At 50.0% G+C, this 22,803-nt stretch carries 16 protein-coding genes, 1 tRNA gene and 1 other RNA gene; 5 read left to right on the top strand and 13 right to left on the bottom strand.

All coding sequences use genetic code 11. From position 1 onward, the window contains the following. Positions 1 to 348 precede the first annotated feature (348 nt). Complete coding sequence (locus tag C5S61_RS05500; RefSeq protein WP_110514079.1) at positions 349 to 2,022, top strand: hypothetical protein; 1,674 nt, start codon at positions 349 to 351, stop codon at positions 2,020 to 2,022. A gap of 344 nt (positions 2,023 to 2,366) precedes the next feature. Here the strand turns inward: C5S61_RS05500 and C5S61_RS05495 are convergent, their stop codons facing one another. The 12 genes from C5S61_RS05495 to C5S61_RS05440 all read right to left on the bottom strand — a co-directional run bounded on the left by C5S61_RS05495 (position 2,367) and on the right by C5S61_RS05440 (position 18,592). Beyond that, complete coding sequence (locus C5S61_RS05495; RefSeq protein WP_110514078.1) at positions 2,367 to 4,676, bottom strand: cellulose biosynthesis cyclic di-GMP-binding regulatory protein BcsB; 2,310 nt, start codon at positions 4,674 to 4,676, stop codon at positions 2,367 to 2,369. Between the two features lie 68 nt (positions 4,677 to 4,744). After that, the gene (gene asnB, locus C5S61_RS05490; RefSeq protein WP_110514077.1) at positions 4,745 to 6,631 is read right to left on the bottom strand and encodes an asparagine synthase (glutamine-hydrolyzing); all 1,887 of its coding nucleotides are present in this window, start codon (positions 6,629 to 6,631) and stop codon (positions 4,745 to 4,747) included. Between the two features lie 37 nt (positions 6,632 to 6,668). Continuing rightward, the gene (locus tag C5S61_RS05485) at positions 6,669 to 7,856 is read right to left on the bottom strand and encodes a glycosyltransferase family 2 protein (protein ID WP_110514076.1); all 1,188 of its coding nucleotides are present in this window, start codon (positions 7,854 to 7,856) and stop codon (positions 6,669 to 6,671) included. Between the two features lie 318 nt (positions 7,857 to 8,174). Next, the gene (locus tag C5S61_RS05480; RefSeq protein WP_164689246.1) at positions 8,175 to 9,314 is read right to left on the bottom strand and encodes a glycosyltransferase family 4 protein; all 1,140 of its coding nucleotides are present in this window, start codon (positions 9,312 to 9,314) and stop codon (positions 8,175 to 8,177) included. Further along, positions 9,311 to 10,447 (bottom strand): glycosyltransferase, encoded by a 1,137-nt coding sequence (locus C5S61_RS05475; RefSeq protein ID WP_110514074.1) that lies wholly within the window; start codon positions 10,445 to 10,447, stop codon positions 9,311 to 9,313. Before C5S61_RS05475 ends, C5S61_RS05480 begins: the two co-directional genes overlap by 4 nt. A gap of 1 nt (position 10,448) precedes the next feature. Then, positions 10,449 to 11,915: a lipopolysaccharide biosynthesis protein gene (locus tag C5S61_RS05470; RefSeq protein ID WP_164689245.1), complete on the bottom strand. Its 1,467-nt coding sequence runs from the start codon at positions 11,913 to 11,915 to the stop codon at positions 10,449 to 10,451. Further along, positions 11,899 to 13,404 (bottom strand): O-antigen ligase family protein, encoded by a 1,506-nt coding sequence (locus tag C5S61_RS05465; RefSeq protein WP_164689244.1) that lies wholly within the window; start codon positions 13,402 to 13,404, stop codon positions 11,899 to 11,901. Before C5S61_RS05465 ends, C5S61_RS05470 begins: the two co-directional genes overlap by 17 nt. A gap of 53 nt (positions 13,405 to 13,457) precedes the next feature. Next, positions 13,458 to 14,561 (bottom strand): diguanylate cyclase domain-containing protein, encoded by a 1,104-nt coding sequence (locus C5S61_RS05460; RefSeq protein ID WP_110514071.1) that lies wholly within the window; start codon positions 14,559 to 14,561, stop codon positions 13,458 to 13,460. Between the two features lie 35 nt (positions 14,562 to 14,596). Then, positions 14,597 to 15,730 (bottom strand): glycosyltransferase family 4 protein, encoded by a 1,134-nt coding sequence (locus tag C5S61_RS05455; protein WP_110514070.1) that lies wholly within the window; start codon positions 15,728 to 15,730, stop codon positions 14,597 to 14,599. A gap of 17 nt (positions 15,731 to 15,747) precedes the next feature. Further along, positions 15,748 to 16,995, bottom strand: a complete 1,248-nt coding sequence (locus tag C5S61_RS05450) for a glycosyltransferase (protein ID WP_110514069.1) — start codon at positions 16,993 to 16,995, stop codon at positions 15,748 to 15,750. Then, positions 16,995 to 17,681, bottom strand: a complete 687-nt coding sequence (locus tag C5S61_RS05445; protein ID WP_054536317.1) for a sugar transferase — start codon at positions 17,679 to 17,681, stop codon at positions 16,995 to 16,997. The genes C5S61_RS05450 and C5S61_RS05445 overlap by 1 nt, the downstream gene beginning before the upstream one ends. Before the next feature lie 35 nt (positions 17,682 to 17,716). After that, complete coding sequence (locus C5S61_RS05440; RefSeq protein ID WP_110514068.1) at positions 17,717 to 18,592, bottom strand: nucleotidyl cyclase domain-containing protein; 876 nt, start codon at positions 18,590 to 18,592, stop codon at positions 17,717 to 17,719. 473 nt (positions 18,593 to 19,065) lie between these two features. Here C5S61_RS05440 and ffs point away from each other — a divergent pair. Then, positions 19,066 to 19,164, top strand: an RNA gene (gene ffs, locus C5S61_RS05435) — signal recognition particle sRNA small type. A 50-nt stretch (positions 19,165 to 19,214) separates the two neighbouring features. On the opposite strand, the gene C5S61_RS05430 is transcribed toward ffs, so the two are convergent. Beyond that, complete coding sequence (locus C5S61_RS05430; RefSeq protein ID WP_124033387.1) at positions 19,215 to 20,291, bottom strand: sensor histidine kinase; 1,077 nt, start codon at positions 20,289 to 20,291, stop codon at positions 19,215 to 19,217. Positions 20,292 to 20,536: 245 nt separating this feature from the next. Between C5S61_RS05430 and C5S61_RS05425 the strand changes: the two genes are divergently transcribed. The 3 genes from C5S61_RS05425 to C5S61_RS05415 all read left to right on the top strand — a co-directional run bounded on the left by C5S61_RS05425 (position 20,537) and on the right by C5S61_RS05415 (position 22,789). Continuing rightward, positions 20,537 to 20,612, top strand: a tRNA-Gly gene (locus C5S61_RS05425). 62 nt (positions 20,613 to 20,674) lie between these two features. Further along, positions 20,675 to 20,977, top strand: coding sequence for a ribosome assembly RNA-binding protein YhbY (yhbY, locus tag C5S61_RS05420; RefSeq protein WP_110514066.1), 303 nt, complete (start codon positions 20,675 to 20,677; stop codon positions 20,975 to 20,977). A gap of 240 nt (positions 20,978 to 21,217) precedes the next feature. After that, entirely contained in the window at positions 21,218 to 22,789 is a 1,572-nt protein-coding gene (locus C5S61_RS05415; RefSeq protein ID WP_110514065.1) for a DUF512 domain-containing protein, read from the top strand. Positions 22,790 to 22,803 lie beyond the last annotated feature (14 nt).

Genomic DNA, 22,803 nt, shown 5'->3' with positions numbered 1-22,803 from the left:
CTAGCGATCAGGAATCGGGATTGCTGATTGGGCGCGCTAACTTAAAACTGACCCCTCGTCCCTGAATCCTGACTCCTCGCTCCTTCGCGCTCTTCGCGTCCTTCGCGGTTTCCATGCTTTATGTACCTTCGTGCTCTTCGTGGATCAATCTAAAAAACGCAGGGGCGCAGAGATTTAGACTAGATTCTAGAAATGTATAAAATGATTCAATTATAAGGATTTTGTTTTCTTAGTTTTTGTATTAGAATGGGCATAATTTGTGTTAGCTATAAAGAAATTTGAGGTATCTTGTACGTTGTCCCTTATAAAATTGATCAATCCGATTAATTAGCTTTTTGAGGTGAAAAGATGAATGACACTATTCTTGACTTAAATATAGAACATATAGGTAGACTCATTGCAAAAAGAACTTTTATATGGCAAATGGGATTTTTGAAACCTTCAGATATTGCAAAATTCTCAAAAGACAGATCAGTCTCTTTTTGGGATGATCATATAACCAAATTATGGCAACTTGGTTTAATAAGGGCGGATTTAATAAGATCAAATCAAGATTTAAGTTTATATAATCTGAAATTAGTAAATAATGAGAATGATGAATTTATATATATTGATAGTAGAGTACTAGAAAAATCTGATATAGATTGGACTAGTGCTATTAGAAATTTGCCAAAAATATCCTCAAACATTGAAATTCTATTTCATCCATTTAGATATTATGTTTTATATCATCTAGAACAGAGTATGAAGCTAAATATAGCACCAATACAGATGCTAGGATCTAAATCATATCCTAAATTATTAGATTATTTTATATCAAGATTTATTGATTGGACTAATAAGGATGATTTCTTTTATACCATTAATCGTTGGAATAATATTGCCTCTCTAGCAATAGTTGCAGAACCTTTTGCATTTCATAAAATTTTTAGAACAAGTTCTTATTCAGTAAGATACAGTTATAATCAATTTCATAGAGAAGTTCAAAATCATTGGGATGAGGCTAAGGTAACTTATGAAAGAATCAACCTAGAAGAACTACAACAGCTTCATCAACAAATATGTGTAAAGGTAGAAAGTATTGATTCTAATGTAAAAATTCATAATATTATTCGCTTGTCGGGTAACGATGCATTAAGATTGAAAACTTTAGACAAATTAGGTGGAGCCTTATGTATTAGGAATATGGCAGAAATTATTCGAAGGGGAGGAGAAGATATATATAATATAGAATTATTAGAAGAAGATGATGCAAGATATGGACCATATTCTAAAGAAGTAAAGATTACAAGATATGGATCAGGCCGTTTATTTGATAATAATAGAAAAGTTATAAGTGAATATTTAAAGCAAGCAAGGCTTGATTACGGAGTTAGACTTCGTTGGTATGTTGAGGGTAAAACAGAGTACGCAGCTCTTAAAAAACTTGTTAATATTTATGATATCTCAGATATAGAAATTCGAAATCTCGGAGGTAGGTTTATTGAAAAAAACTCACTAGCATTCAGAGAGTCACTAGAGCAAGATATGGATTCAAGAATCTTTAGTTTTATTTCTCTTGATGGTGATAGAAGTGATAACTTGCGAGTTGTGAGTAATGCTGCTAAAGATGAGCTATTTTTAGGTTTTTTCTTTGTTTCTAAACCCGACTTTGAGGTTGCAAATTTTAATATTATCGAACTTGCTGAAGTGCTATGGAGTATGGTTCCTGAACTGCATAATGACCTTGATATGAAAAATTCATTGATAGAAATAGTATCTGATTCAACAAATGCGAAGGAGTTTTTCGATAAGGCATTAAGTATTTCTAATCAATTCAGGGTAGGCAAAGGCGAAGCTTGGGGTGAAAAACTTATGGAATATGCGATAGAGCATCCAACACTAAATGGTAAAAAAAGACAGATCTTGGAATCATTTGATATATCATTTACTGCTGAACATGATAGATTTATGCATACAAAAGAATCATGTGTTATTGACCATATATCAGGAAAAATAGTCAAAAGAAAAGAATCCGAATAGCTTTCATATATCTGATTATTTAAAGAGATTTATGAATCAAGCCTAATTCATATCAATCTTGTTCCAATCTATGGCGAAAAAAACTTAACCTTCGCACTCTTCGCATCCTTCGTGGTTCTCATGCTTCGTGGCGAAAAATTTAACGCAGAGGCGCAGAAAAAGCATGGCTATGGGGCTATCGGAAGAATCGGTGGCAATCTGTGGAGAAAAAACTTAACCTTTGCGCTCTTCGCGTTCTTCGCGGTTCCCAGGCTTCGTGTCCTTCGTGCTCTTCATGGATCAATCTAAAAAACGCAGGGGCCGAGGATAATCCGATCCCCGACCCCCAACAACCGATCCCCATTTTAGATTCGGCGTTGCTTGCGATTGCGCGCTGCTTGAATGATCACGATGACTGAAATAATCACCATCAACACCAACAGCCCAGCGATGGCATATAAAATCCATTGGGGTTTTTCAGGTGGTGTAACTTCGCGATAAATCGGATCATCTTGGTTTTCGCCGAGCGCATCGTTGGCGATGCCTGCTGTATCGCCTGTGACCGTAGGATCTTCGACGCTAATTTGCTGATCGTTGACGATTGCCAAGCTGCCATTGAGCCGCGTACGCAAGCGCGAGGTTGTCAAGGCATTGCCCGACCATTGCACGCCTTGGTCAGTGCTGCCAAGCACCGCCAAAATGCTGCGCTGCTCGTTCCATGGCGACCGCATAAACTCCAAATAGCCAAGGCTCAATTCGGGCGGAATCCGATAGACCACCCGACTATTGCCAAGGGTTGGGTGCTTGCTGCCTTGGGCAAATGGCGCAGGAATAATTGGCTGCAAGGCTGGATCTTGCAAAATGGCATGCGCTGGTGCTTGACCAACCAAGACCAAATCGTGATTAGCCTGCACGCTAGCAACCTGTTCGGGGTTGACTGCGCGCAATTCGACAAACGCTGGGTCGATACTATCGCCCAAAGCTGTAGCTAGTTGGCCGGCAACTGTCCAACTAGTTGGATCGTCGCTTGGCACAACAAAGGCGACATTCTTCAAAGTATTGCTGATCGTGAGTGGCTCCAAGAAGGTGGCCAAATTGCGCAATACGATCGAGCGCCCACGAGTAGCGCGCACTGGAATTCCAATCATTGAATCAGCGCGCAGCGTGTACCAAATGCCTGCCAAATTGGGATCAACACATGGCGTATTGGGAATTAAGTTGGCGCTAATGGTGATTCGGTTGCGGCCAACATTCAAGTTGCCACGCGGAATTGGCACGCGGCCAACGCCATTTTGCGAGGTCGTATCATCGAAGCGAATCGAGCCTGCTGGCCGATCGTTGACTCGCACCATCATCGCCGAGACTGAATAATCGAGCAAGGCCGAGTGGGCAAAATGCACTTCGATATAGCCATCGTTGCTCATTTCGTAGCCGCTTGGCATATCAACATTCAGTTCAAAGGTATGCCCGCCGATTCCAAACTCCGAGGCGGTTTCAAAGCCAAGACTGCGGAAGGTGCGTTCGACGGTCAAGCCAGTGCTTGGCACATCGGTAATTTGTAAGTTCAGGGTTTTGGTCAAAACCTCTGGCGAGTTGACATTGGCAACCACGGCGATCGATGGATCGTTGCTGGCGCGAACGTTGCCAGTGCTAAATGCCTTGGCAGCTTTGATCACGCCCTCGTCGTCGTTGCCGCTGAGCGCCAACACAACCCGTTGTTGATTCCATGGCGAGGTGGCCATTTGAATAATGCCATCGGCGGTTTGGGCTTCGCTGAGATTAAAGGCTTCGGCTCCGCTGCCTTCGGCAAAATCAACAGCATCCAAGTTTTCGAAGTTGGCTGCTTGGCCAACGAAAATGAGGTGTGATTCGCTGCGCAGCGTTGGCGAAAGTACGCTCTCGGCAATCAACGGCACTTGAATTCTGCTTGACGTAATGCTGCCAACTTTGGCGGCAACAATCAAGCCTGCTTCAAGCTCGGCGGCGCTGGCATTGCTGGGCACAACGATCGTGGCTACATCTGGCTCAAGCGGCGAATCTTGGAAGATTGGTCGCGGCAATTGCTTGACATCGGTCGAAAGTGTGCCCAAGCTGTGGGGCAACTTGAGCGATGATGTGGCGCGAATGATCACGCTGGTTTGGCTATCGTTGCCACAATTGAGGCCAGCATCGAGCAAAATGCCCAAGGTGTGCGCGCCATCGACGCGGGTTGAGGTATAGGCAGTTTGCGAAATTGGGATGGTAACTGAGCGCGGGCCTGAACGATCTAAGAAAATCCGTTCGAGCTGCACGTTGTTGAATTGCACATCCATTGAGCCAGCAAAAAACTGCACATTTTCGTCGCTGCTGACTGAGCTGCCAGAAACGAAGGTTTCGAAATCAAGCGTGATTGCTGCGCCTGGCTCTAATTGCCATGTGCTGGGCAAGCGCACGTTGATATAGCGGGCATTGAACGGCCCTTCCATCGAATCTTCGCGCGCGCCAAGCTGCGCAAACGTCACAGTATCGCCATCGGTAACCACCGGCGTAACCGTTGCTTGGTTAAGCGGGGCTGCCGTCGTTTTGGCAGAAATGGGATTAAGGCTGGTGCGAGCAGCCTGTGAAACCATTGGCAAGCTGGCAAAAAGACCCAGCGCCACGGAAAAAAGCAGAAAAACGCGCACTAAACGAACCATGCGAACTCCTTGCGAGACAATAGGCCAGCGTCACACCAAGTTACGCTGGCAATGTTGGTGGCACGTGATTATTTGCCGTAGCGTTCGTACCACATGCTGAACATAAGTAGGTTCCAGATTTGGCGACTGTAATCGTGCCGCCCAGCCCAGTGATCACTGAGCATTGTTGCAATATATTGCGGGTTGAAAAAACCTTGTTCGGTCAAGGCTTCAACCGACAGTTTTTGGTTGACCAATGGCCGCAGGTCGGTTTTGAGCCATTGGGGAATTGGCACGCTAAACCCAGCTTTGCGGCGTTGCAAAATTTCTGCTGGCAGCACTTTGGCGGCCACGCGTTTGAGCAAATATTTGAGCTTCATGCCATTGATTTTGGTGTGGCTTGGCAATTTTGCCATCCATTCGACCAACCGCGTATCGAGCAACGGCACGCGCACTTCCAGCGAATGGGCCATGCTCATGCGATCGACCTTTACCAACATATCGTCGGCCAACTGCACTTTGGAATCGACATATAGTAGGCGATTGAGCACATCGTTGGGTGCGTAGGCATCGTAATAGCTTTGCAACAAATCGACGGTTGGGCGTTGCTTGGTCAAAATCGATGAGCCTGCATACAGCTGCTCTTTCATCGATTCGCTCATAAAGGCTTTCCACGCCGCGTGGGCTGGCAACGGAGCGAGCATCCCGCCCTGCACAAAGCGCTTGGCTTTGAAATCGAAGCTCACTTTGCCATCGGATGTCGGCAGCCGATTGACGACGTTTGGCACTAAACCGCTGCCAATTGCTTGCGGCAAACGCCGATACAGCGCGGCGATTTTGTCTGCTTGATAGGTGGCATACCCGCCAAATACCTCGTCGCCACCATCGCCACTGAGCGCCACTTTGACATGCTGGCTGGCCAATTCGCTGACCGCATACACCGCCACCGCCGAGGAATCGGCGAATGGCTCGTCAAAATATTTGACCATGGCATCGACTGTGGCCTGCGCATCAGGATTCATGACGATTTCGTGGTGATCGGTGTTGAAGCGTTCGGCCACAATCCGCGCATAGGGCGATTCGTCATAGGATTTTTCGGCAAAGCCCACCGAGAAGGTTTTAACTGGCTGGCTGGTGACTTCGCTCATCAAGGCCACCACCAAACTTGAATCGACCCCGCCGCTGAGAAACGCGCCCAACGGCACATCGCTAACCAGTTGATCTTGCACGACCGTGCGCAACAGATTCAGCAAGTCGGTTTCAACATCGTTGGTAATCTTGAAGTGGGGCGAAACGACGCGTGGAATATCCCAATATTGCTTGATTTCCACGGCGTTGGTTGCGGCTTCGTAGGTCAACATATGGCCTGGCTGAAGCTTTTTGATCGCTTTGAAAATGGTATTTGGGCCGGGCACATAATTCAACGAAAGATAATCGTGCAAGCCAATTGGGTCGATTTCGCGGCTGATGCCCGTATCGAGCATGGCCTTGATTTCCGAGCCAAAGACCAAGCGATCGCCTAAATTGGCGTAATACACTGGTTTGATGCCAACGTGATCACGGGCAATGACCAAGCGCTGGCGACGTTCATCCCAAATTGCGCAGGCAAACATGCCGTTGAGATGTTTGGGAAATTCATCGCCAATTTCTTCGTACAAATGCACGATCGTTTCTGTGTCGGAGTGGGTTTCGAATTTATGGCCAGCTTTTTCTAGGCGTGGGCGCAACTCAGGAAAGTTGTACACCTCGCCGTTATAGACGATCCAAATTGAACCATCTTCGTTAGCGATTGGCATTTTGCCGCCAGCAACGTCGATAATCGACAGCCGCACTGAGCCAAGCCCAACTGGGCCATTGAGATAAAAGCCATTTTGATCTGGCCCGCGATGATGGATGTTTTCGCACAGCGCTTCGAGCAAAGGCCGCTCTGCTGTACGACTGCGATCAAAATAGACAATGCCACAAATACCACACATAGGATCACCTCAGTTTATGCGCAAACACCAGTCGAAGTTAGTTCGTGCGCCGCCCCACTCGCTGCCATAGCGTGGTTTGTCGTCGTCGGACAAAGCGATACAGGCCAATCAAGCCAGCCCAATTGCTATTGACTAGGAAGGTTGGCACGTAAACCACCTTGCCTAGTTTACTATTTGAGTCAACTCGGCCACCGAGCCAAGCCATGGTGTAGAACAAAATTTGAAACGCCAGCAACAGCCAATTGAATGGCGCTGCCAGACGTAGTAGTTTATGCGATTTTGCCTTACTTGGCCATAGCACCGCCACAATGTTCATCACCAAAGCCCCGACCATATTCACCGCCACCAAGGTGCGCAGGGTTTGGTGTGAGAGCAATTGCCACAAGGCCAGCGGGCGGCGGAAGGGCCACAAGCTGCGGGCATAGGTAATTGCTTGATAGCGCCCAGCAAAAATCCGCGCGCGGCGCGCAATTTCATCTTGGGCCGATTGCGAAACTCGTTCGTGCGAGCGGGCCTGTGGCGCATAGTGAATCCGAAAGCCACGGGCGATGATCCGCATGCCCATATGGGTATCGTCGTTGATAATTTCGTCTGGCGGCGATTCGAACAAATCGCTGCGTACGGCCAGCACTTCGCCAGCAACCGCAGTACAGCCAGCCAATTTGCTCTCTTGCTTTTTAACAAACGATTCGTAGCGCCAATACAGCCCTTCGGATTCGCCCAACGCGCCGTCGCCTTTTTCAATCACTTTTGCGCCGGAAACAGCGCCAACATCTGCATCGGCAAATGGCGCAACCAATTCGCGAATCACATTGGCATCATAGCGATTATTGGCATCGGAAAAGACAATAATTTCGCCGCGCACAAACGGAATTGCCCGATTGATCGCCGCCATTTTGCCGCGTCGAGGCGCTTCGTAGAGCAATTCCACGCCTTGGTCGGCGTATTGCTGTACAATTTCGGGCGTGCGGTCGCTCGATCCATCAGCGATAATCAAAATTTGCAATTGCTCACGCGGATAATCCAGCGCCAGCGAGTTTTCAATTTTGCGGGCAATTTCGGCCTCTTCGTTGTAGGCCGCAATCAGCAAGGTAACTGCTGGCTCGGCATGCGGATACGGCCCGCGTTCACGTCGAAAGCGCGCCAACAACGTCAAGAGCGCCGGATACCCTGCATATGTGTAGATGACGCTGCCTGCAAACAGCCAAAATAACGCCGCAATCATTGAATATTCCTTAATCGCTATTGATCCGCGAAGTGCACGAAGGTTGGAACCACGAAGAACGCGAAATTCTTGTTTTTAGCCACAGATGAGCACAGATTATTGGGATTATTGTTCTGCTGGCCCAATACCGAGCGCATTTCATCCTTCATACCTCATCCTTCGGTCGCTCTGTGCCGCTGCGTTAAAGAAACGTTGCTCCCTGCCCACCGACCCCTAGATCCTGAATCCTGATCCCTTTTGACTTCTGACTTTTGCCTTTTGATTTGCTCTATGCTCTCTGTTCTATGTTCTTATATTTCATCCTTCTACCCTCATCCTTTATCCTTTCGCTACGCCTTCATACAAACTGCGCAAGCGCTTGGCGATAACGCTCAAGGCAAATTCTTGCTGCACTCGTTGACGGGCTGTTTGACCCATACGTTGACGCGCCGCTGCATTGCCCAAAACTGCCAACAAGGCTTGTTCGAGCGCTGGCTGGTCGTCTGGTGGAATGATCAAGCCGTTCTGGCCATCGTTGATTGCATCGCGTGCGCCGCCGACATCGGTGATGATAACTGCCAATTCGCTGGCCATAGCTTCGAGCATCGCCACCGAAAAGCCCTCGGCAATTGATGGTAGCACAAACACATCGGCTGCTTGCAAATAGGGTGGCACATTATGCACCGCGCCGCCAAAAATCACGCCAGCGCTGCTTTTGGCTTTGAGCGCTGCTTCCTCTGGCCCTTGCCCCAAAATCAACAAGCTTGCATCGGGATGCTTGGCGCGAACTGCTGGCCAAGCCTCGACCAAATAGCGCACCCGTTTTTCCTCGGAGAGCCGCCCAGCATAGAGCGTGATTGGGCCTTCGCTGGGCAAATTTAGTTCGCGGCGCAGCGCAATTTTGGCTTCGGTGCTGATTGGATGATATTTCTCAGGATCAACGCCGTTGGGCACATAATGTCGCCGTTCTGCTTCGATGCCCAAAATCTGATCAAATTCGTGATCGATTTCGCGGCTGATGGTAAAGAAGGCATCGGCGGTTTTGGTGATCCGCTCCAGCCGACCTTTGCCAAACGGGCGTTGTTGCATCCGCAGCACATCGCCAAGCGGCCCCGAACGATGCGCGGTCACGGCGTAGGGCAAACCCAAGGCTTGTTTGGCCGCAATCGCCGTCGTTGCTGGCGAAAACATCTCGTGTGCATGGACCAAATTGGGTTTCAAGCGCCAGAGCAAGGGAATTGCCGCCGCCGTGAAAACTAAGGCCGCAGTTGGCACTGGCCCTGGAATCGGCAAGCGATGCACTGGCACATTGTCAATCATCTCAAAAGGCTTGAAGCCAGCATAACGCCGCGTCAGCACGCTGATTGCCACGCCTTCGGCAGCCAAAAAAGGAGCCAAGGCCGCAAGTTGGCGTTCAGCGCCGCCAATCCGCGGAAAATAACCTTGGATGATCATCGCTACGTGTAACGTGTCGTTCATGCTGAAACTGCCTCGCGCTGGTCGCCGCCCTCGTGGGCGGCGGTATACAACGTTAATAATTGATCGACCCATGCGCTTGGGCTGTGATACTGCTCGATAATCATTTGTGCGGCCTGTTGCATTTGCTGCATGTGGCTTGGCTCGCTCAACAGTTGATTGATGGCCGCTGCTAGTGCTTGATGATCGTGTGGCGCAACCGTCACCCCTGCTTGTTCGCGCACCACCTGCGGAATATCGCCAACCTTGGTCGCGACAATCGGCAAGCCAGCGGCCATTGCTTCGAGCACCGCTATCGGCAAGCCTTCGTTGGCCGATGAACTGACAAAGACATCGGCACTGCGCAACAAGACGGGAATATCATCGCGTGCGCCGAGCAAATTGACGACTGCATGCAATTGGTGTTCGTCAATCTTGGCCTCGATTTTGGGCCGCTGATCGCCTTCGCCAGCCAAAACCAAGCGCGCTTGGGGATGTTCAGGATGCACTAAGGCAAAAGCATCGATGAGAGTTGGCAAATCTTTGATCGCAGCAAAGCGCCCAACGTTGATCAACATGGTCAAAGCTGGATCGCCCAAAATTGCCTCGCGCGTGGCGTGGCGTTGCTCAGCGCTAATTTCTGGCACTGCAACCACCGCATTATGCACTACATGCAAGGTGCGATTTGGCATAATTGGCTGGTAGGCTTCGTTGGTCGTATAGCCAACCGCAATAATTTGTTGGGCCAAAAAGCGCACAATTTGGGCCTCAAATTGCTGCTGGCGGTTGGCAATCGAAGGGTCGAAGCCTGCCAAGTGCATGGTTGCTACCACCGGAATATTGGCCAAGCGCGCGGCCAAAATGCCTACCACATTGCCGTAGGTCAAGTGGGTGTGGACGACGCTCACGCGATTGCGCCGTAACCAGCGCGTGAGTTGCCAGATGCGCTTGGGAGCCAGCATTTTGGGCGCGGCAAAGCGCACGACTTCAACGCCCAAACTATTCAGCCGTTCAACCAAGTTGCTGCCGCGATCTTCATCCTTGAGGCACACAACGCTGGTTTTGATCCCACGGCGCTGAGCTTCGATGGCGAAGGTAACCAGCAATTGTTGCGCTCCACCACGATAGAGCGAATCGATGACCTGAACAACGTGCATATTATCTCCGTGCCACCGCACCACGCAAGGTTTGGCCTGCTTGGGTCAAGACTTCGCGCTGGCCAAACCATAAAGTTCCAGCATACGAGCCGATGCCAACCACGACCGCTACCAAAAGTTGCAACCACGACGGCGTGTTTTGCAAAGCCAGCAGGGTCAAAATCAAACAAATACTCATCACCGCGCCAGCAAGAAAGGCTGGTTGGAAGGCGCTCAAAATGCGCCGAATTGGCATGTTGAGCACTTTAGCCGCGACCACTAAGTTGAGCGTGCTGCCCAAAAATGCCACCAACGCATGGGTGATGCCGACCGCTTGCAACGATTTGAATTGGGCGGCGGCAAACCACAAGGCTGGTACTAACACTACCAAACGCACAATCGAAAGCTTGGTCAAAATGCTGGTGCGATTTTGCGCTTTGTACACATCGCCAACATTGTAGCCCAGCGAAAGAAACAGCGTATAAATGGCAATCGTGCGCATAATCGGCACGGTTTCAACCCACTTCACGCTCAGCAAGGTCAGCACAAACGGCTCAGCCGCGATCGCGATGCCCAACGAAAGTGGCACAGTCACCAAGGCCACATAGCGCGAAGCAATAAAAAAGCCCTGTTGCAAGCCCGCCGGATCATCGCGCAAGCGGCTATACAAGGGATACAACACATTCGCCAAGGCAATACAAATTTGCATCACCATCAAATCGGGAAAGCGAAACCCGTTGGTATACACGCCTAACTTTTCATCGCCAAGGTAGCGCCCAACCAGCAAATAATCGGTTTGGGCGAGCATCACTGCCAAGCCATTCACCGCCACAATATTGCTGCCAAAGCCCAAAAGCGGCTTGATAACCGCGCGATCAAGCTTCAAGCTAGGCCGCCATGGGTTGACCATCCAATAGGCGATGACACCACAGGCCGAGCCGCCCAACTGGCCCCAAACCAAACTCCACGCGCCCATGCCTGCCAATGCGCAGCCAATCGAAATCGCGCCTTTGGTGCTGACTTGAATCAGATCGGGGATAAAGCGCTTTTTGAATTGCATGCGTTTGCGCAACAAGGCATCGTGGATATTGCGCAAGGCAAACAGCGGGAAGCTCAAGCCCAACGCGCGAATAATCGGAATCACATCAGGGTTGTTTTGTAAAAAATAGGTTGCAACAATCGGCGCGGCCAGCCATGTGACGCTAAAAAGGGTTAGTGCAATGCCACAACCAAGCCAAAACGCCGTATTAGCTGCATCCTCGTCAGCTTGATAAATTACCGCCGAGCCAATCCCAAGATCTTGCATCACCTCTAAAAAGGCGATGACCGTCAGGCCCATACCAACCAAGCCATATTCAGCTTTGGTAACAAAATAGGCCAGAATTACCGTGGTAATAAAGATCAGGATTTTGCCGCCATAGGTGGCGGCATACGACCATAACGTATTGCGAGCAGCGCTCTGTACAATCGTCTCAGGCTGTTTCGCCATTTGGTAGCGCCTCGCGATAGTCATCATAAGCTTTGTTGGCGACGTTGGGAATTGCATAGGCGATGGCAATCAGAATCCAAAAGAAGCGTGGATAGGAGAGTTGCAGGAAAATCCCCGCAATCATATAGCCTACCAAGCCCGCCTGAAAACCAAAGATCAAGCCATCAAAATCGCCCATATTAATTTCGCGGAACTTCTTGCGCGCCTTGTTCATATCGCGGAACAGCACCCACATCATGGCCGCAAAGACCGAAAGCCCAAACAAGCCTTTTTCGGTCAAAATTTCGAGGTACATATTGTGCGGCGCTTGGTCCCAGCGACTGTTATCGAGGCCTAAATCGCGGGCATATTCTTGGTAGTGATTGCCAAAATTGCCCACGCCCAAGCCAAAAACCGGATTGGCCAAGAACATGCGAATGCCTGCTTGCTGAGCGCTCGAACGCCCGCGGAACGAAGCTTCGTTGCGCACATCTTCTTGGGCTAAGCCAGGAATTGCCTCGGGAATTGTTTCGAGCCGCGCAATATACGAAGCTGGCAAGGTTGGGATAATTACAATGGCCAAGGCCACAATAATAATCACCGACATCAGCTTTGGTGGCCGCCGAATAAACATCAGCAAGCTAGCAAACGCCAACGAGAGAAATGCGCCACGGCTGAAAGAGAAGAAAATTGAGGCCATACAGACGCTCAACTGCCAAATTGCAAACCAGCGTAATTTCTTATTCTTCTCATTCCACAAGCGATCCATACCCAGCGGAATCAGTGTGAGCAACACTTGCGAATAGAAATTGGGGTCGCCGATTGGCCCAGCAATCCGGTAATCATCCTCAACGCCAGAGACGATTTGCATTTTGCCAGCCTTGGCAAAGCCCAAATAATCGTTATCAAAGGTGCCAGTTAATTGCTGCCAAGTGGTGATTGAAGCCATGAAAATGCCCGCAAACAAGAGCGCCCACATCGAACGATGCAGCATCTTGGGCGAACGCATCATCATCACCACCACAACCACGATGATTGCATCTTTGAAGTAGCTCACGACACCGTTTTTGACCCGCACCACATCATCTGCATACAAAAATGTGGCCACCCCGACCATGCCGTAGATAAAAATCCAGACGGCGGGCTTGAGCCATGGTTCGGGCTTTTGGTTGTAGAGCATCCAGCGCATGAAAATAATTAAAAAGAGCAGCGCCAAAAACGGTTGGGCCGTCGATGGCGCACCGTTGCGCACCATCACATCGGAAAAACGGGTGTAGCTCATAAAAACGAGCGCCAACAAGCCCCATTCGCTGTTGCGCATCGTGACCATTGCGGCGGCGGCCCCGCCAAACAGCAGCACCAATTTCAATGGGTTATCGAAGACTGCCAAGGCGGCAGCAACCCCAGCTCCACCAGCGACCGCCAAACATGCAAAGATGACATTCATCCATTTGCTGGTAAAAAAATCTGGTTGGCTGCTTGGCTCTTCTTGTGGTGTGTTGACCAGCATAAAGACCTCGTTGCTGCACGGCATGCATGTCACGCCGTGCAGGTTGGTTTAAGTTAGGCCGGTTGTTCGACGGCAGAGAAGAGCACATTCTTTTCGCCACTGCGATATGAGCGGGTCAAAGCTGCTTCAGCTTCTTCGACTAATTGACCATAGGCCATGTTGTTACGGCGGGTCGCGCCCCCAGCGTAGGGCGTTAGTTTGACCACCACATCGTCAATGCCCGTCTCGACCGGCTGATCAAGCGCATTCAAAATGCGGTCAAGCGTGCGGGTGGCGGCAATTTCCGGCGTTTCAGGCAGCAAAATCGAGAAGGTCGTGTTATCCCAGCGCCCAACAATATCGTTGCCGCGCAATTCATTGCGCAACACATTTTTGGCGTGACGCAGGACACGCTGCACAACTGGCGCAGGCATGCTATCAATCACATCTTGCATGCCATCGAGATAAACCAAGCCCAATGAGGCGATCGAACTGCGACCCAATGCTTCTTTGGCTTGTTGATCGAAGTGGCGACGAGTGAAGGCTGTCGAAACCGCATCGATTGTGCTGCGGCGACGCAAGGCTTCCAACGGCGTTTTCAATTGGGCCTGGACAATTGCGATAATTGCACCAACCACTGCGCCCAAAATCAAGGCCAAGGTTGTATCGCGCACTGGCTTGGGGCTTTGGGGCACAGATGAAGGCAAGGCTGGGTCAAGCACAGTCAGGCTATAGCTGGGGTATTTTTGGTCTACGAAATCGATGGTGCGTTGCGCCAAGCTATTGGCCAACAAGGCAGTGGTATTCGCATCAGGCCCATCGACATACACTTCCAACACATTGGCTTCGGGAACCGTCACTGCATTGTTTTTATAGCGTACGACCTCGCCTGGTGGCAAATTCAGGCCGCCGCCGGTTTCCTTGAACGGGCTGCCGCTATTCAGAATTTCGGCAATCGTGTTGACGATTGTGCGGTTTTGCAAGGTGGTAACGCTATATAATTCTTGGCCGCTATCAACACGGGCCAAGTTTGGGCTGAGCAACAGCCGCGTGCGCGTGCGATACTCAGGCTCGGTTACATAAGAGCGGGCAAGCGCCAAGGTTGCCCCAGTTAGTGCTGCCAGAGCGATCAGCCACCAGCCGCGCCCTAACATTCGGAGATAATGACGAAATTCCATAGCAACAGTTCCTTTGTTGCAGCGCCGACTGCTGGCTAGGCCATGCGCTGCGTTGGTTGAATAGTTGAAAGAATAGCAGCCCGAATGCGATCGCCAACGCGATCCCAAGTAAATTCACGATGCGCAAGTTGGTAGCCAGCTTCACCAAACTCGCGACAGCGTTCGGGGTGATCCAATAAATCACTTAAATAGCTGGTCAGGCTATCAACATCGCCAGGTTCAATTAGATAGCCAGTTTGGCCGTGCAGCACGCGGTCGGGCAGGCCGCCACTGCTGGCCGAAATAATCGGTAATTTATACATTGCCGCTTCAGTGAAGGCAATTCCCGCTGGCTCAATTCTGCTGGGCATGCAAAAAATCGTGGCCTCACGGAAATGTTTCACCACCTCTTCACGCGGCACGCGCCCAATAATCCGGCAATTGGGCAAATCAAGCTCTGGCGTGCATCCTACGATGGTTAATGTTGCGTCGGGATGCTGCGCTTGGATGCGCTTGAAGGCTGCGGCAACTTCTGGCCCGCCTTTGCGCTCCCATTCTACTCCAACAAATAAGATTCGTTTGGCGGCGTAATCTTTATCGGTTGGTGGGTCTATTTTAACATTAATACCTGTATAGACACACTCGGCCTTTTCAGCGGGATAATTGTAATCTTCAATGGCTGAATTGCGGGCAAAATTGCTCGCAAAAAAGATTTTGCTTGCATTGCGATAAATCTCCGGCTCAATCGCGGCGCGCCATTCTGCCGAGTATTGAATTTTGCTCGGGTCAAAGAGTTTGTAGCGCCAGTTGGCTCGCAAGGTGTGGTCGGTGTAGATAAAATGCGGCAAGCCAGCCACACTGGCATCAAAAAAGGTTTGGGTTTGAAAGGCAAAAGCATAATCGCGTGGATTGAAACGCTGCTGCACCAGCTTTTTAATCCGCTTGCCAATCCAGCGCGTGACAAATAAATGTGGATTTGGCTGCTTCTTGCCGGCCAAAATCTCGCGGCCATATTCTTTGTAGACTGCGGCCATAGCCAACAGATACATATGTGGATTATGTTTAAGCCAATCTTTAAAATCGAAAACCTCGAGCGTATATTCAGGGAACACCCGCTGAAATTGAGCGATCAGATTGGGATTAATAAACGAAAAATCGCGAATTTTGAGAAAAGCAATTTTCTGGGGCATTCCTGCTGCTCCTAGGCTTAGGCATTGCGTTGAATTGGCCGTTGCAAAGCGGGATTTACGGCGAGTAAGGTTTCGGAAAGTTGCTCGACACAGGTTACCAAATTGAAATCGCTTTGCACCAGTTCGCGGCCACGCGCTGCATAGCGTGCTGCTTCCGCTGGGTTATCGCGCACGTAGAGCAGTTGGTCGGCCAAAGCAGCGGCGTTGGCTGGTGGCACGAGGTAGCCAGTTTCATCGGGTCGCACCAGTTCGGGAATGCCCGACATGCGCGAGGCCACAACTGGTAATTCGCAGGCCAAGGCTTCCATCAACGACACAGGAACGCCTTCCATCTTGCCCGCTGGGGTGATGATACTTGCTTGTACATAGCAATCAGCAGTGGCTAACAGCTCGCGAACAGCGGTTTCTGGCTGTGGGCCAAGCAATTCGACCATGCCGGTTAATTGTTTTTCTGCAATCAATTTCTCAAGCATTGGCTTATCTTCGCCACCGCCAATAATGCGGCAGCGGAAGTTTACGCCACGGTCGCGCAAGAAGCTGCACGCCTGAATCAAGAAGGGATGGCCTTTGTAATCTTGTAGGCTGCCAGTTGTCAAAATTTCGAAGCGTTCGCCAGCAGGCTTGGGTTGTGGTTGATAACGCTCTGGGCGAATGCCACAATGCACAATATGAATCCGATTGCGTACCCATTCGCCTAATTTTTCAACCAAAAACTCGCGATGAAACTCAGCGATTGCAATAATTGCGCTGGCCCCGCGAGCTTTGGTTGGCAGCATCGCCCGATTCACAAAAATATCGTGGCCATGCACCGTAAACGAATAGGGAATGCCAGTGAGGCGATTGATAATCCACGCCGCAAAGGCCGGATAGGTTGCATAATGGCAATGAATATGCGCAATCTTTTGCTCTTGCATATGCTTGGCAAGCGTGATGGCTTTGGGAATGATTGCCAATTTGCGCACTAATTCGCCCGGGCTGCTCGCACTTTCGGCCACCGTTTTGGCCACGATGCCGCCAGTTTTGAGCGGTTGTTTAGCTAAACGTTGGGTCAAGCTCAGGCCAACATGGGGCGAGATAAACGGCTGCGCTTGAGCCATCGGAATCCAGCGCTTCGCTTCATCGTGCACAACTGCCTGTTCTTGCAGCATCAACGGAAACAGCTTAACATCCCAGCCCAAGCGCTCCATTTCGAGCATTTCACGCAGAATAAACGTTTCCGACAAATGTGGGAAACGTGACATCATGTAGGCAATTGGTTGTGGCACTAATGCGCACCCCGCTGTTTCAACACGGCTGGGATAGTGCGGAACAGAATCTGAATATCGATCCACAAGCAGCGGCGCTCGATATAGGCAATATCCAAGAGCAAGCGATCATGGAATTCGGTGCTGGCGCGACCAAACAATTGCCAAAGCCCAGTCAGGCCTGGTTGCACGTCGAGGCGTTCGGTTTGCCACAAGTCGTAGGTGTGTGCTCCAAACGAGGTTGGGCGTGGGCCGACGAGGCTCATCTCGCCTTTGATGACATTCAGCAACTGTGGCAGTTCATCGAGGCTGGTTTTGCGCAAAAACTTGCCAACCTTAGTGATGCGTGGATCGTTGCTAATTTTGAAATCGGGCCATTGCAGCTCGTTGAGGTGCATCAACTGCTTTTTCATTTCCTCGGCATTGGGCACCATCGTGCGGAATTTATACATGCGGAACGTGCGCCCACCTTTGCCAGTGCGTTTCTGGGTAAACATGATTGGCCCGTTGGGCGAATCAATTTTAATCAAGATGGCACATAAGAGGAAGAATGGCAGCAAAAATGGCATGGCCAGCAATAAAATCAACAAATCCATCGCTCGTTTGTTAATCAAATAGATCTTGCGAGCCATTGGTGAGCGATTGGGTTGAACTTGAAACAGCCAGGCATAGGCTGGATTTTCACGATAATTGAGTGAAGAAGCCATGACGGTTCCTTTCTGCACGATGCATTGGTGGCGCTTTAAACTTCAGTCTGAACGGTCGAGCGTGTGTCTTGTGGTTTAACCGCTTTGAGCTGCCGCAATGCCCGTGTATCGGCCTCGCGAATCAACTCATCGAATGTTAGGGCATCGTCGGGAAATGATGCAATTCCACACAACACATCTACACCCAGCCTCTCGGACGCAGCAGCCTTGATGCGTTCCGCGAAAGAAACAGAATTGGCGGCATTGGTTTCGGGACTCATCACGATAAATTGGTTTGAGCTTGGTTGCTCAAAAATCATGTCGGTACGGCGCATCACATCGGCAACAACCCGCGTCAAACTGGTGACAACATAGCGGGTCATCATTGATTTCTGCACTTCTTCGACGCTGCGATGAATCGCCAAGTTGACTGATTGGGGATCGGGCTTGATCACCAAGACACTCATTGGGCGGCGGTGACGGCGACTGCGCACCATCTCGGTTTGAATTTCGTCGTTCGAGTCGTTGAGTGGCCGAATTTGGCGATTGACTTGGGGCAAGGTGATGTTGATCACTGCCTGTTCGAAATCGTAGAGATCAATCGCAACTTGGTGGGCAAAGCGCACCCCGACCAACAAAAAGACCAGTTCGGTGAGTGATAAATAAATATCGACCCCAACAAACGAAACACTATTAAAAAATGCCAAGCGAATAATGGCGTAGATCGCACCCCAATAGGTCATGGCTACCAAAAGCCGCCGTTGGCGAAAATAGGGCAGCATCAGCGTGATAATGATCGCTGCTAGCCCGAGAACATACACAAATGAACGTAGGTCAATAACATTCTCGCCCTGGAAGTCCAGCCGCTCGATGTTAAAAAACGCAGCAAGATAGAGAACGAGCGCAATAATTGATCGACGCAGGTACTTCATGGTGGCTTACTTTCTGGCTATATGTGCCACACTACACCAAAATTGAACACGCTGCCAAGCTTCCGCCGCATTGGATTGCAACCGAGAACAGCTCCCAGATTGTCTGCTTAGCGCTACTTACAATAGTACGGTGTCTTTGGCTGTGTGCCAACAGAATATTCTAAAGCGTGGGTACTAAATTTTTAATAGTACCTTAGCTTAACCATATCAAGAGAAAGGACTACCTACCAATGGTCGTCTTCTACTTTGGCCTCTGTCACTAAAAGTGTCAAGGGTGACTTTTGTCCTAAAAAAATTTTAAGTATCCAATAAAAAAGCGATGCACTTGTTCTGGCATCGCTGCATTCTGACACATCGCTATCTTCTAGGACACCACGGTCTGTAGTTGTTCTGGCAATCGCCAGTATACCATGCCAGGTCAAAAGATCAACAATTTTTGACTTTAAGTGGCTTGTCGACTATAATGGCGAATGGGTCGGGTCCTGTGCGGCATATGTTTGCCAACTCCGCCAGGATTGAAAGATAGCAACGGTACGCTTGCCTCTATGGGTGTCACAGCAAGCCTGGCCCACTGCTCTTTTTGCAGCAGTCGTCATACAAATTGTATGGCGGCTGTTGTTTTTTAGGCCACATAGACGTTAGTTGGCACGGCCAATTGCACCACCAAGCCGCCATCAAGCCCATCGTAGACATCCAAACACCCATTAATCTCTTGCGCCCGATAGCGGAGCCAGCGCAATCCATGGCTGCCAGCGTGGATTGGGCCATTGATCAAGCCAATTCCATTATCGCGCACAATTAAGCAGATCTGTTGTTCGTCGCCACGGAGGCTAATTTCGACGAGGCTGGCGTTGGCATGGCGAGCCACGTTGCTGAGGGTTTCTTCCAAAGCGCGCACGAATAAGGCTTCGAGGGCTGGGCTAACCTGCTGGGGAATGGTGGTGGTTTGCAGTTGTACTTCAATTAACGTGGTGGCTTGCCAGCGTTCAATAATTGGTTTAAAGCGCTCGATCAAGCTTGGTTGGCTTGCTTGCGGTTTAATATCATCAATTAATAAGCCCAAATCGCGGACACCATGGTGTGCCTGATGATAGACGGCCTCAACCATCGCCGAGCGCTGAGCATGATCAATAATTGTTCTGATGAGTTCAAAGCGGCGTTGGGCAGTTTGCAGGCTGCTAAGCATGCGCGCAGCAGGTTGAGTGCTGGTTTCGAGTGGTCGCGGCTTAATGCTGATCAATAAAATGCTTGGTACGCCAAGCACCAGCATACTAAACAGCATCGGATTGGCTTGACCAAGTTTATTGCTGCTAAACAGCGCCACACTATAGCCCAACCATACTATACCCAAGGTAGTACTGCTGCGGCGCGAGAGTTGGCTCGCCGTTGCCGCCAAAATAAGCCACGTATCAAATAACCATGGGCTATACCAACTCGTGGCAATTAAGGGCATAACCAGGGCCAGCCCAAATTCTAGCCATTGATCAAGCCATGGCCAGCGTGGCACTGGCCAACGCGTAGCAGAACGTAAATATTGGGCCAGATAGCCAAAGCTAGCGATGGCGAGGGCTAAACCCAAAAACTGAGTTTGTCGCCAAGCTGTCCAAAGCAGTAAGCATGGCAAAAGCCCAGTACGCAGCGCATACAGGTTGCCGCTGGCCATAAAAAAATGGCGCACGTTGCGAATGAAACTGTTCATAAGGCTTGCCATAGTTGGCATCGTTGAGGTTGAGAAGCAGGCATGATCGACACCTTTCGTTCAAACTAGTGTAGCAGAAAGCCATGCTTGCGACAAGATTTGAACAAACTATCGACAAAGTATGAACAAAAGGTTTTAGCGCCTTGCAATCGACTAAATGATGAGGCTGGGTAGCAGGTTTTGGCTGGGGTTTGGCTAAATTTGCAATTTTCGCAAAGCCGTGTATAATAGCGTCATAACGCGATGCGGGAATAGCTCAGTTGGTAGAGCATCTCCTTGCCAAGGAGAAGGTCGCGAGTTCGAGTCTCGTTTCCCGCTCCACGAATGACTGCTGGTGAAAACCAGCAGTTTTTTCTTGTAAATTAATCACTGAAAGGGCAAGAATGCTCAGCTTAAATAGCAATCAACGCCAATATTTGCGCCGCTTGGCCCACGATTTCAAGCCAATTGTGCAAGTTGGCAAGCAAGGGCTTTCAAGCACGGTGGTAGCTGCTGTCGCCGCCGCACTTGATGCACATGAATTGATCAAAGTAAAATTTGTTGAGTTTAAAGAAGAACGCCGCGAATTAACCGATCAATTGGTGGCTGATACCGAGGCTGCATTGGTGGCGTTGGTTGGCAATGTGGCAATTTTGTATCGACCCAGCCGCATTCAAGATAAACAAGTGATTGTGCTGCCCCGCTAAATGTTTGGGTACTCCCCTCTCCCGCCGCCGTGGGAGAGGGGCTGGGGGTGAGGGGTCAATCGACTATGGAATACATATCCATAGCAGGCTAGCAGAATTAAGGCTTTCTGCTATAATACATAATGTTGGGCCACGGCCCTTGATAATTTGACGCGATAGAATGCGGATGAGGCGCACAATGCAAGGTGCGCCTTTTGTGCGATTAGCCGCCGCAATTAACGCAGTAAATAGTGATGTGCTATGGAATATCAACCAAATCTTAGTAATATTCGACCAGGCAATGGCGGGGTTATTCAAGCAGTCGCAGCAGGCAGCACTGGTGCGCAACTTGGGCTACAAGCTGGCGACGCGATTCTGCAAGTCAATGGTCGGGTGATGCGCGATGTAATTGATTTTCGCTTTGCCATGACTGAAGACCACGTTGAATTGCTGGTGCGCCAAGCTGGCGAAGAACGCAGCATCCAATTAACTAAAAACCCCGATGATATGCTTGGCCTCGATTTTGTCGAGCCACTCTTCGATCGCCTCCGAACCTGCAACAATAAATGCCCGTTCTGCTTTTTGACCCAAATGCCTAAAGGATTCCGCAAAACACTCTACCTTAAGGACGATGACTATCGCTTGTCGTTTTTGTATGGTAACTTTGTAACATTGACGAATCTCAAGGAGGATGACTGGGATCGGATTGCAGAACAGCGCCTAGGCCCGATGTATATTTCAGTCCACGCGACTGATCGCACCTTGCGGGCAATTCTTCTGGGCAAGCCCGATGTGCCCGATGTGTTGGCGCAAATTCGGCGCTTGGGCGATTTGGGCATCGAGGTGCATACCCAAGTGGTGGCATGCCCACAGTTAAACGATGGCCCAGCCTTGGCCCAAACCATTCATGAATTGGGCCAGTTGTACCCAATTGTGCAAAGTATTGCCATTGTGCCCGTTGGCCTAACCCGCTATCGCTTTGAAGGCAAAAAACCTCAAAGCATCAAAGCCGCCATCCGCGTGCATGAAAGCGCCGAATGGATTGATAGCAACTGGGAAGCTCAGCCAATTTGGCAAGAAGAAGCACCAGTTGCCAACGAGCTGTTTCAAGCTGCCAAAGAAGGCAATCTTGGCTTTTGCGCCCGCTTAGGTGCTGCCACCGAAGTTGAATTGCGGCCATATCGCGGCGATGAAGCCGCTGCGGTGATCGACATTTGCGAACCGTTTCAAGAATATTACATGGCCGAACATGGCTCGGTCTTGGTCTATCCGTCCGATGAGTTTTATTTGTTGGCTGGCCGCGAACAGCCAGACGGCTCGTTGTACGAAGGCTACGACCAATTAGAAAACGGCGTTGGTTTGGTGCGCCAGTTCCAAGACGAATGGGCAGAAATTGTGCCATCGCTGCCAAAAGCTGTCGATAAACCAACCCGCATGCTGATGGCGTGTGCCACCTTGGCCGCTCCCGTCTTGCAACAAGTCGCCGAGCAACTTAGTCGAATCGAAAACCTGACTGTTGAATTATGCCCTGTCGTCAATCAATTCTTTGGCGATATGGTGACCGTTTCGGGCTTGCTAACCGGCGGCGATGTGGTCGCTGAATTACAAAAGCATGGCCCTGCTGATATTGTGATGCTGCCGAAAGTGATGTTTGATCACTCCGGAACTCGCACAATTGACGAATGGACTGTTGAACAAATTGCAACCGCACTTGGTGCGCAGGTGACCATGGCCCGTATGCCGCATGAAATTCGGCGGGTCGTGCGCCAGCTGAGCCGCCAAGCAAAACCGCGCTCGCAGCGCCGTTTCATGGCTCAGGCTTCAATGCGCTAGCCCACCAACCACCT

This window comes from Herpetosiphon llansteffanensis (assembly GCF_003205875.1).
GTDB classification, from domain to species: Bacteria; Chloroflexota; Chloroflexia; order Chloroflexales; family Herpetosiphonaceae; genus Herpetosiphon; species Herpetosiphon llansteffanensis.
The sequence above is the reverse complement of the archived record's forward strand: the minus strand, read 5'-3'. Positions and strand labels throughout refer to the sequence as shown.

What these genes read in the sequence shown, in the direction of transcription:
- C5S61_RS05500 (WP_110514079.1), top strand. Translation starts at nt 349, where the DNA reads ATGAATGACACTATTCTTGACTTAAATATAGAACATATAGGTAGACTC.
- C5S61_RS05495 (WP_110514078.1), bottom strand. Translation starts at nt 4,676, where the DNA reads ATGGTTCGTTTAGTGCGCGTTTTTCTGCTTTTTTCCGTGGCGCTGGGT.
- C5S61_RS05440 (WP_110514068.1), bottom strand. Translation starts at nt 18,592, where the DNA reads ATGAAGTACCTGCGTCGATCAATTATTGCGCTCGTTCTCTATCTTGCT.
- C5S61_RS05470 (WP_164689245.1), bottom strand. Translation starts at nt 11,915, where the DNA reads ATGGCGAAACAGCCTGAGACGATTGTACAGAGCGCTGCTCGCAATACG.
- C5S61_RS05480 (WP_164689246.1), bottom strand. Translation starts at nt 9,314, where the DNA reads ATGAACGACACGTTACACGTAGCGATGATCATCCAAGGTTATTTTCCG.
- C5S61_RS05455 (WP_110514070.1), bottom strand. Translation starts at nt 15,730, where the DNA reads ATGCCCCAGAAAATTGCTTTTCTCAAAATTCGCGATTTTTCGTTTATT.
- C5S61_RS05430 (WP_124033387.1), bottom strand. Translation starts at nt 20,291, where the DNA reads ATGAACAGTTTCATTCGCAACGTGCGCCATTTTTTTATGGCCAGCGGC.
- asnB (WP_110514077.1), bottom strand. Translation starts at nt 6,631, where the DNA reads ATGTGTGGTATTTGTGGCATTGTCTATTTTGATCGCAGTCGTACAGCA.
- C5S61_RS05445 (WP_054536317.1), bottom strand. Translation starts at nt 17,681, where the DNA reads ATGGCTTCTTCACTCAATTATCGTGAAAATCCAGCCTATGCCTGGCTG.
- C5S61_RS05415 (WP_110514065.1), top strand. Translation starts at nt 21,218, where the DNA reads ATGGAATATCAACCAAATCTTAGTAATATTCGACCAGGCAATGGCGGG.
- C5S61_RS05465 (WP_164689244.1), bottom strand. Translation starts at nt 13,404, where the DNA reads ATGCTGGTCAACACACCACAAGAAGAGCCAAGCAGCCAACCAGATTTT.
- C5S61_RS05460 (WP_110514071.1), bottom strand. Translation starts at nt 14,561, where the DNA reads ATGGAATTTCGTCATTATCTCCGAATGTTAGGGCGCGGCTGGTGGCTG.
- C5S61_RS05475 (WP_110514074.1), bottom strand. Translation starts at nt 10,447, where the DNA reads ATGCACGTTGTTCAGGTCATCGATTCGCTCTATCGTGGTGGAGCGCAA.
- C5S61_RS05485 (WP_110514076.1), bottom strand. Translation starts at nt 7,856, where the DNA reads ATGATTGCGGCGTTATTTTGGCTGTTTGCAGGCAGCGTCATCTACACA.
- yhbY (WP_110514066.1), top strand. Translation starts at nt 20,675, where the DNA reads ATGCTCAGCTTAAATAGCAATCAACGCCAATATTTGCGCCGCTTGGCC.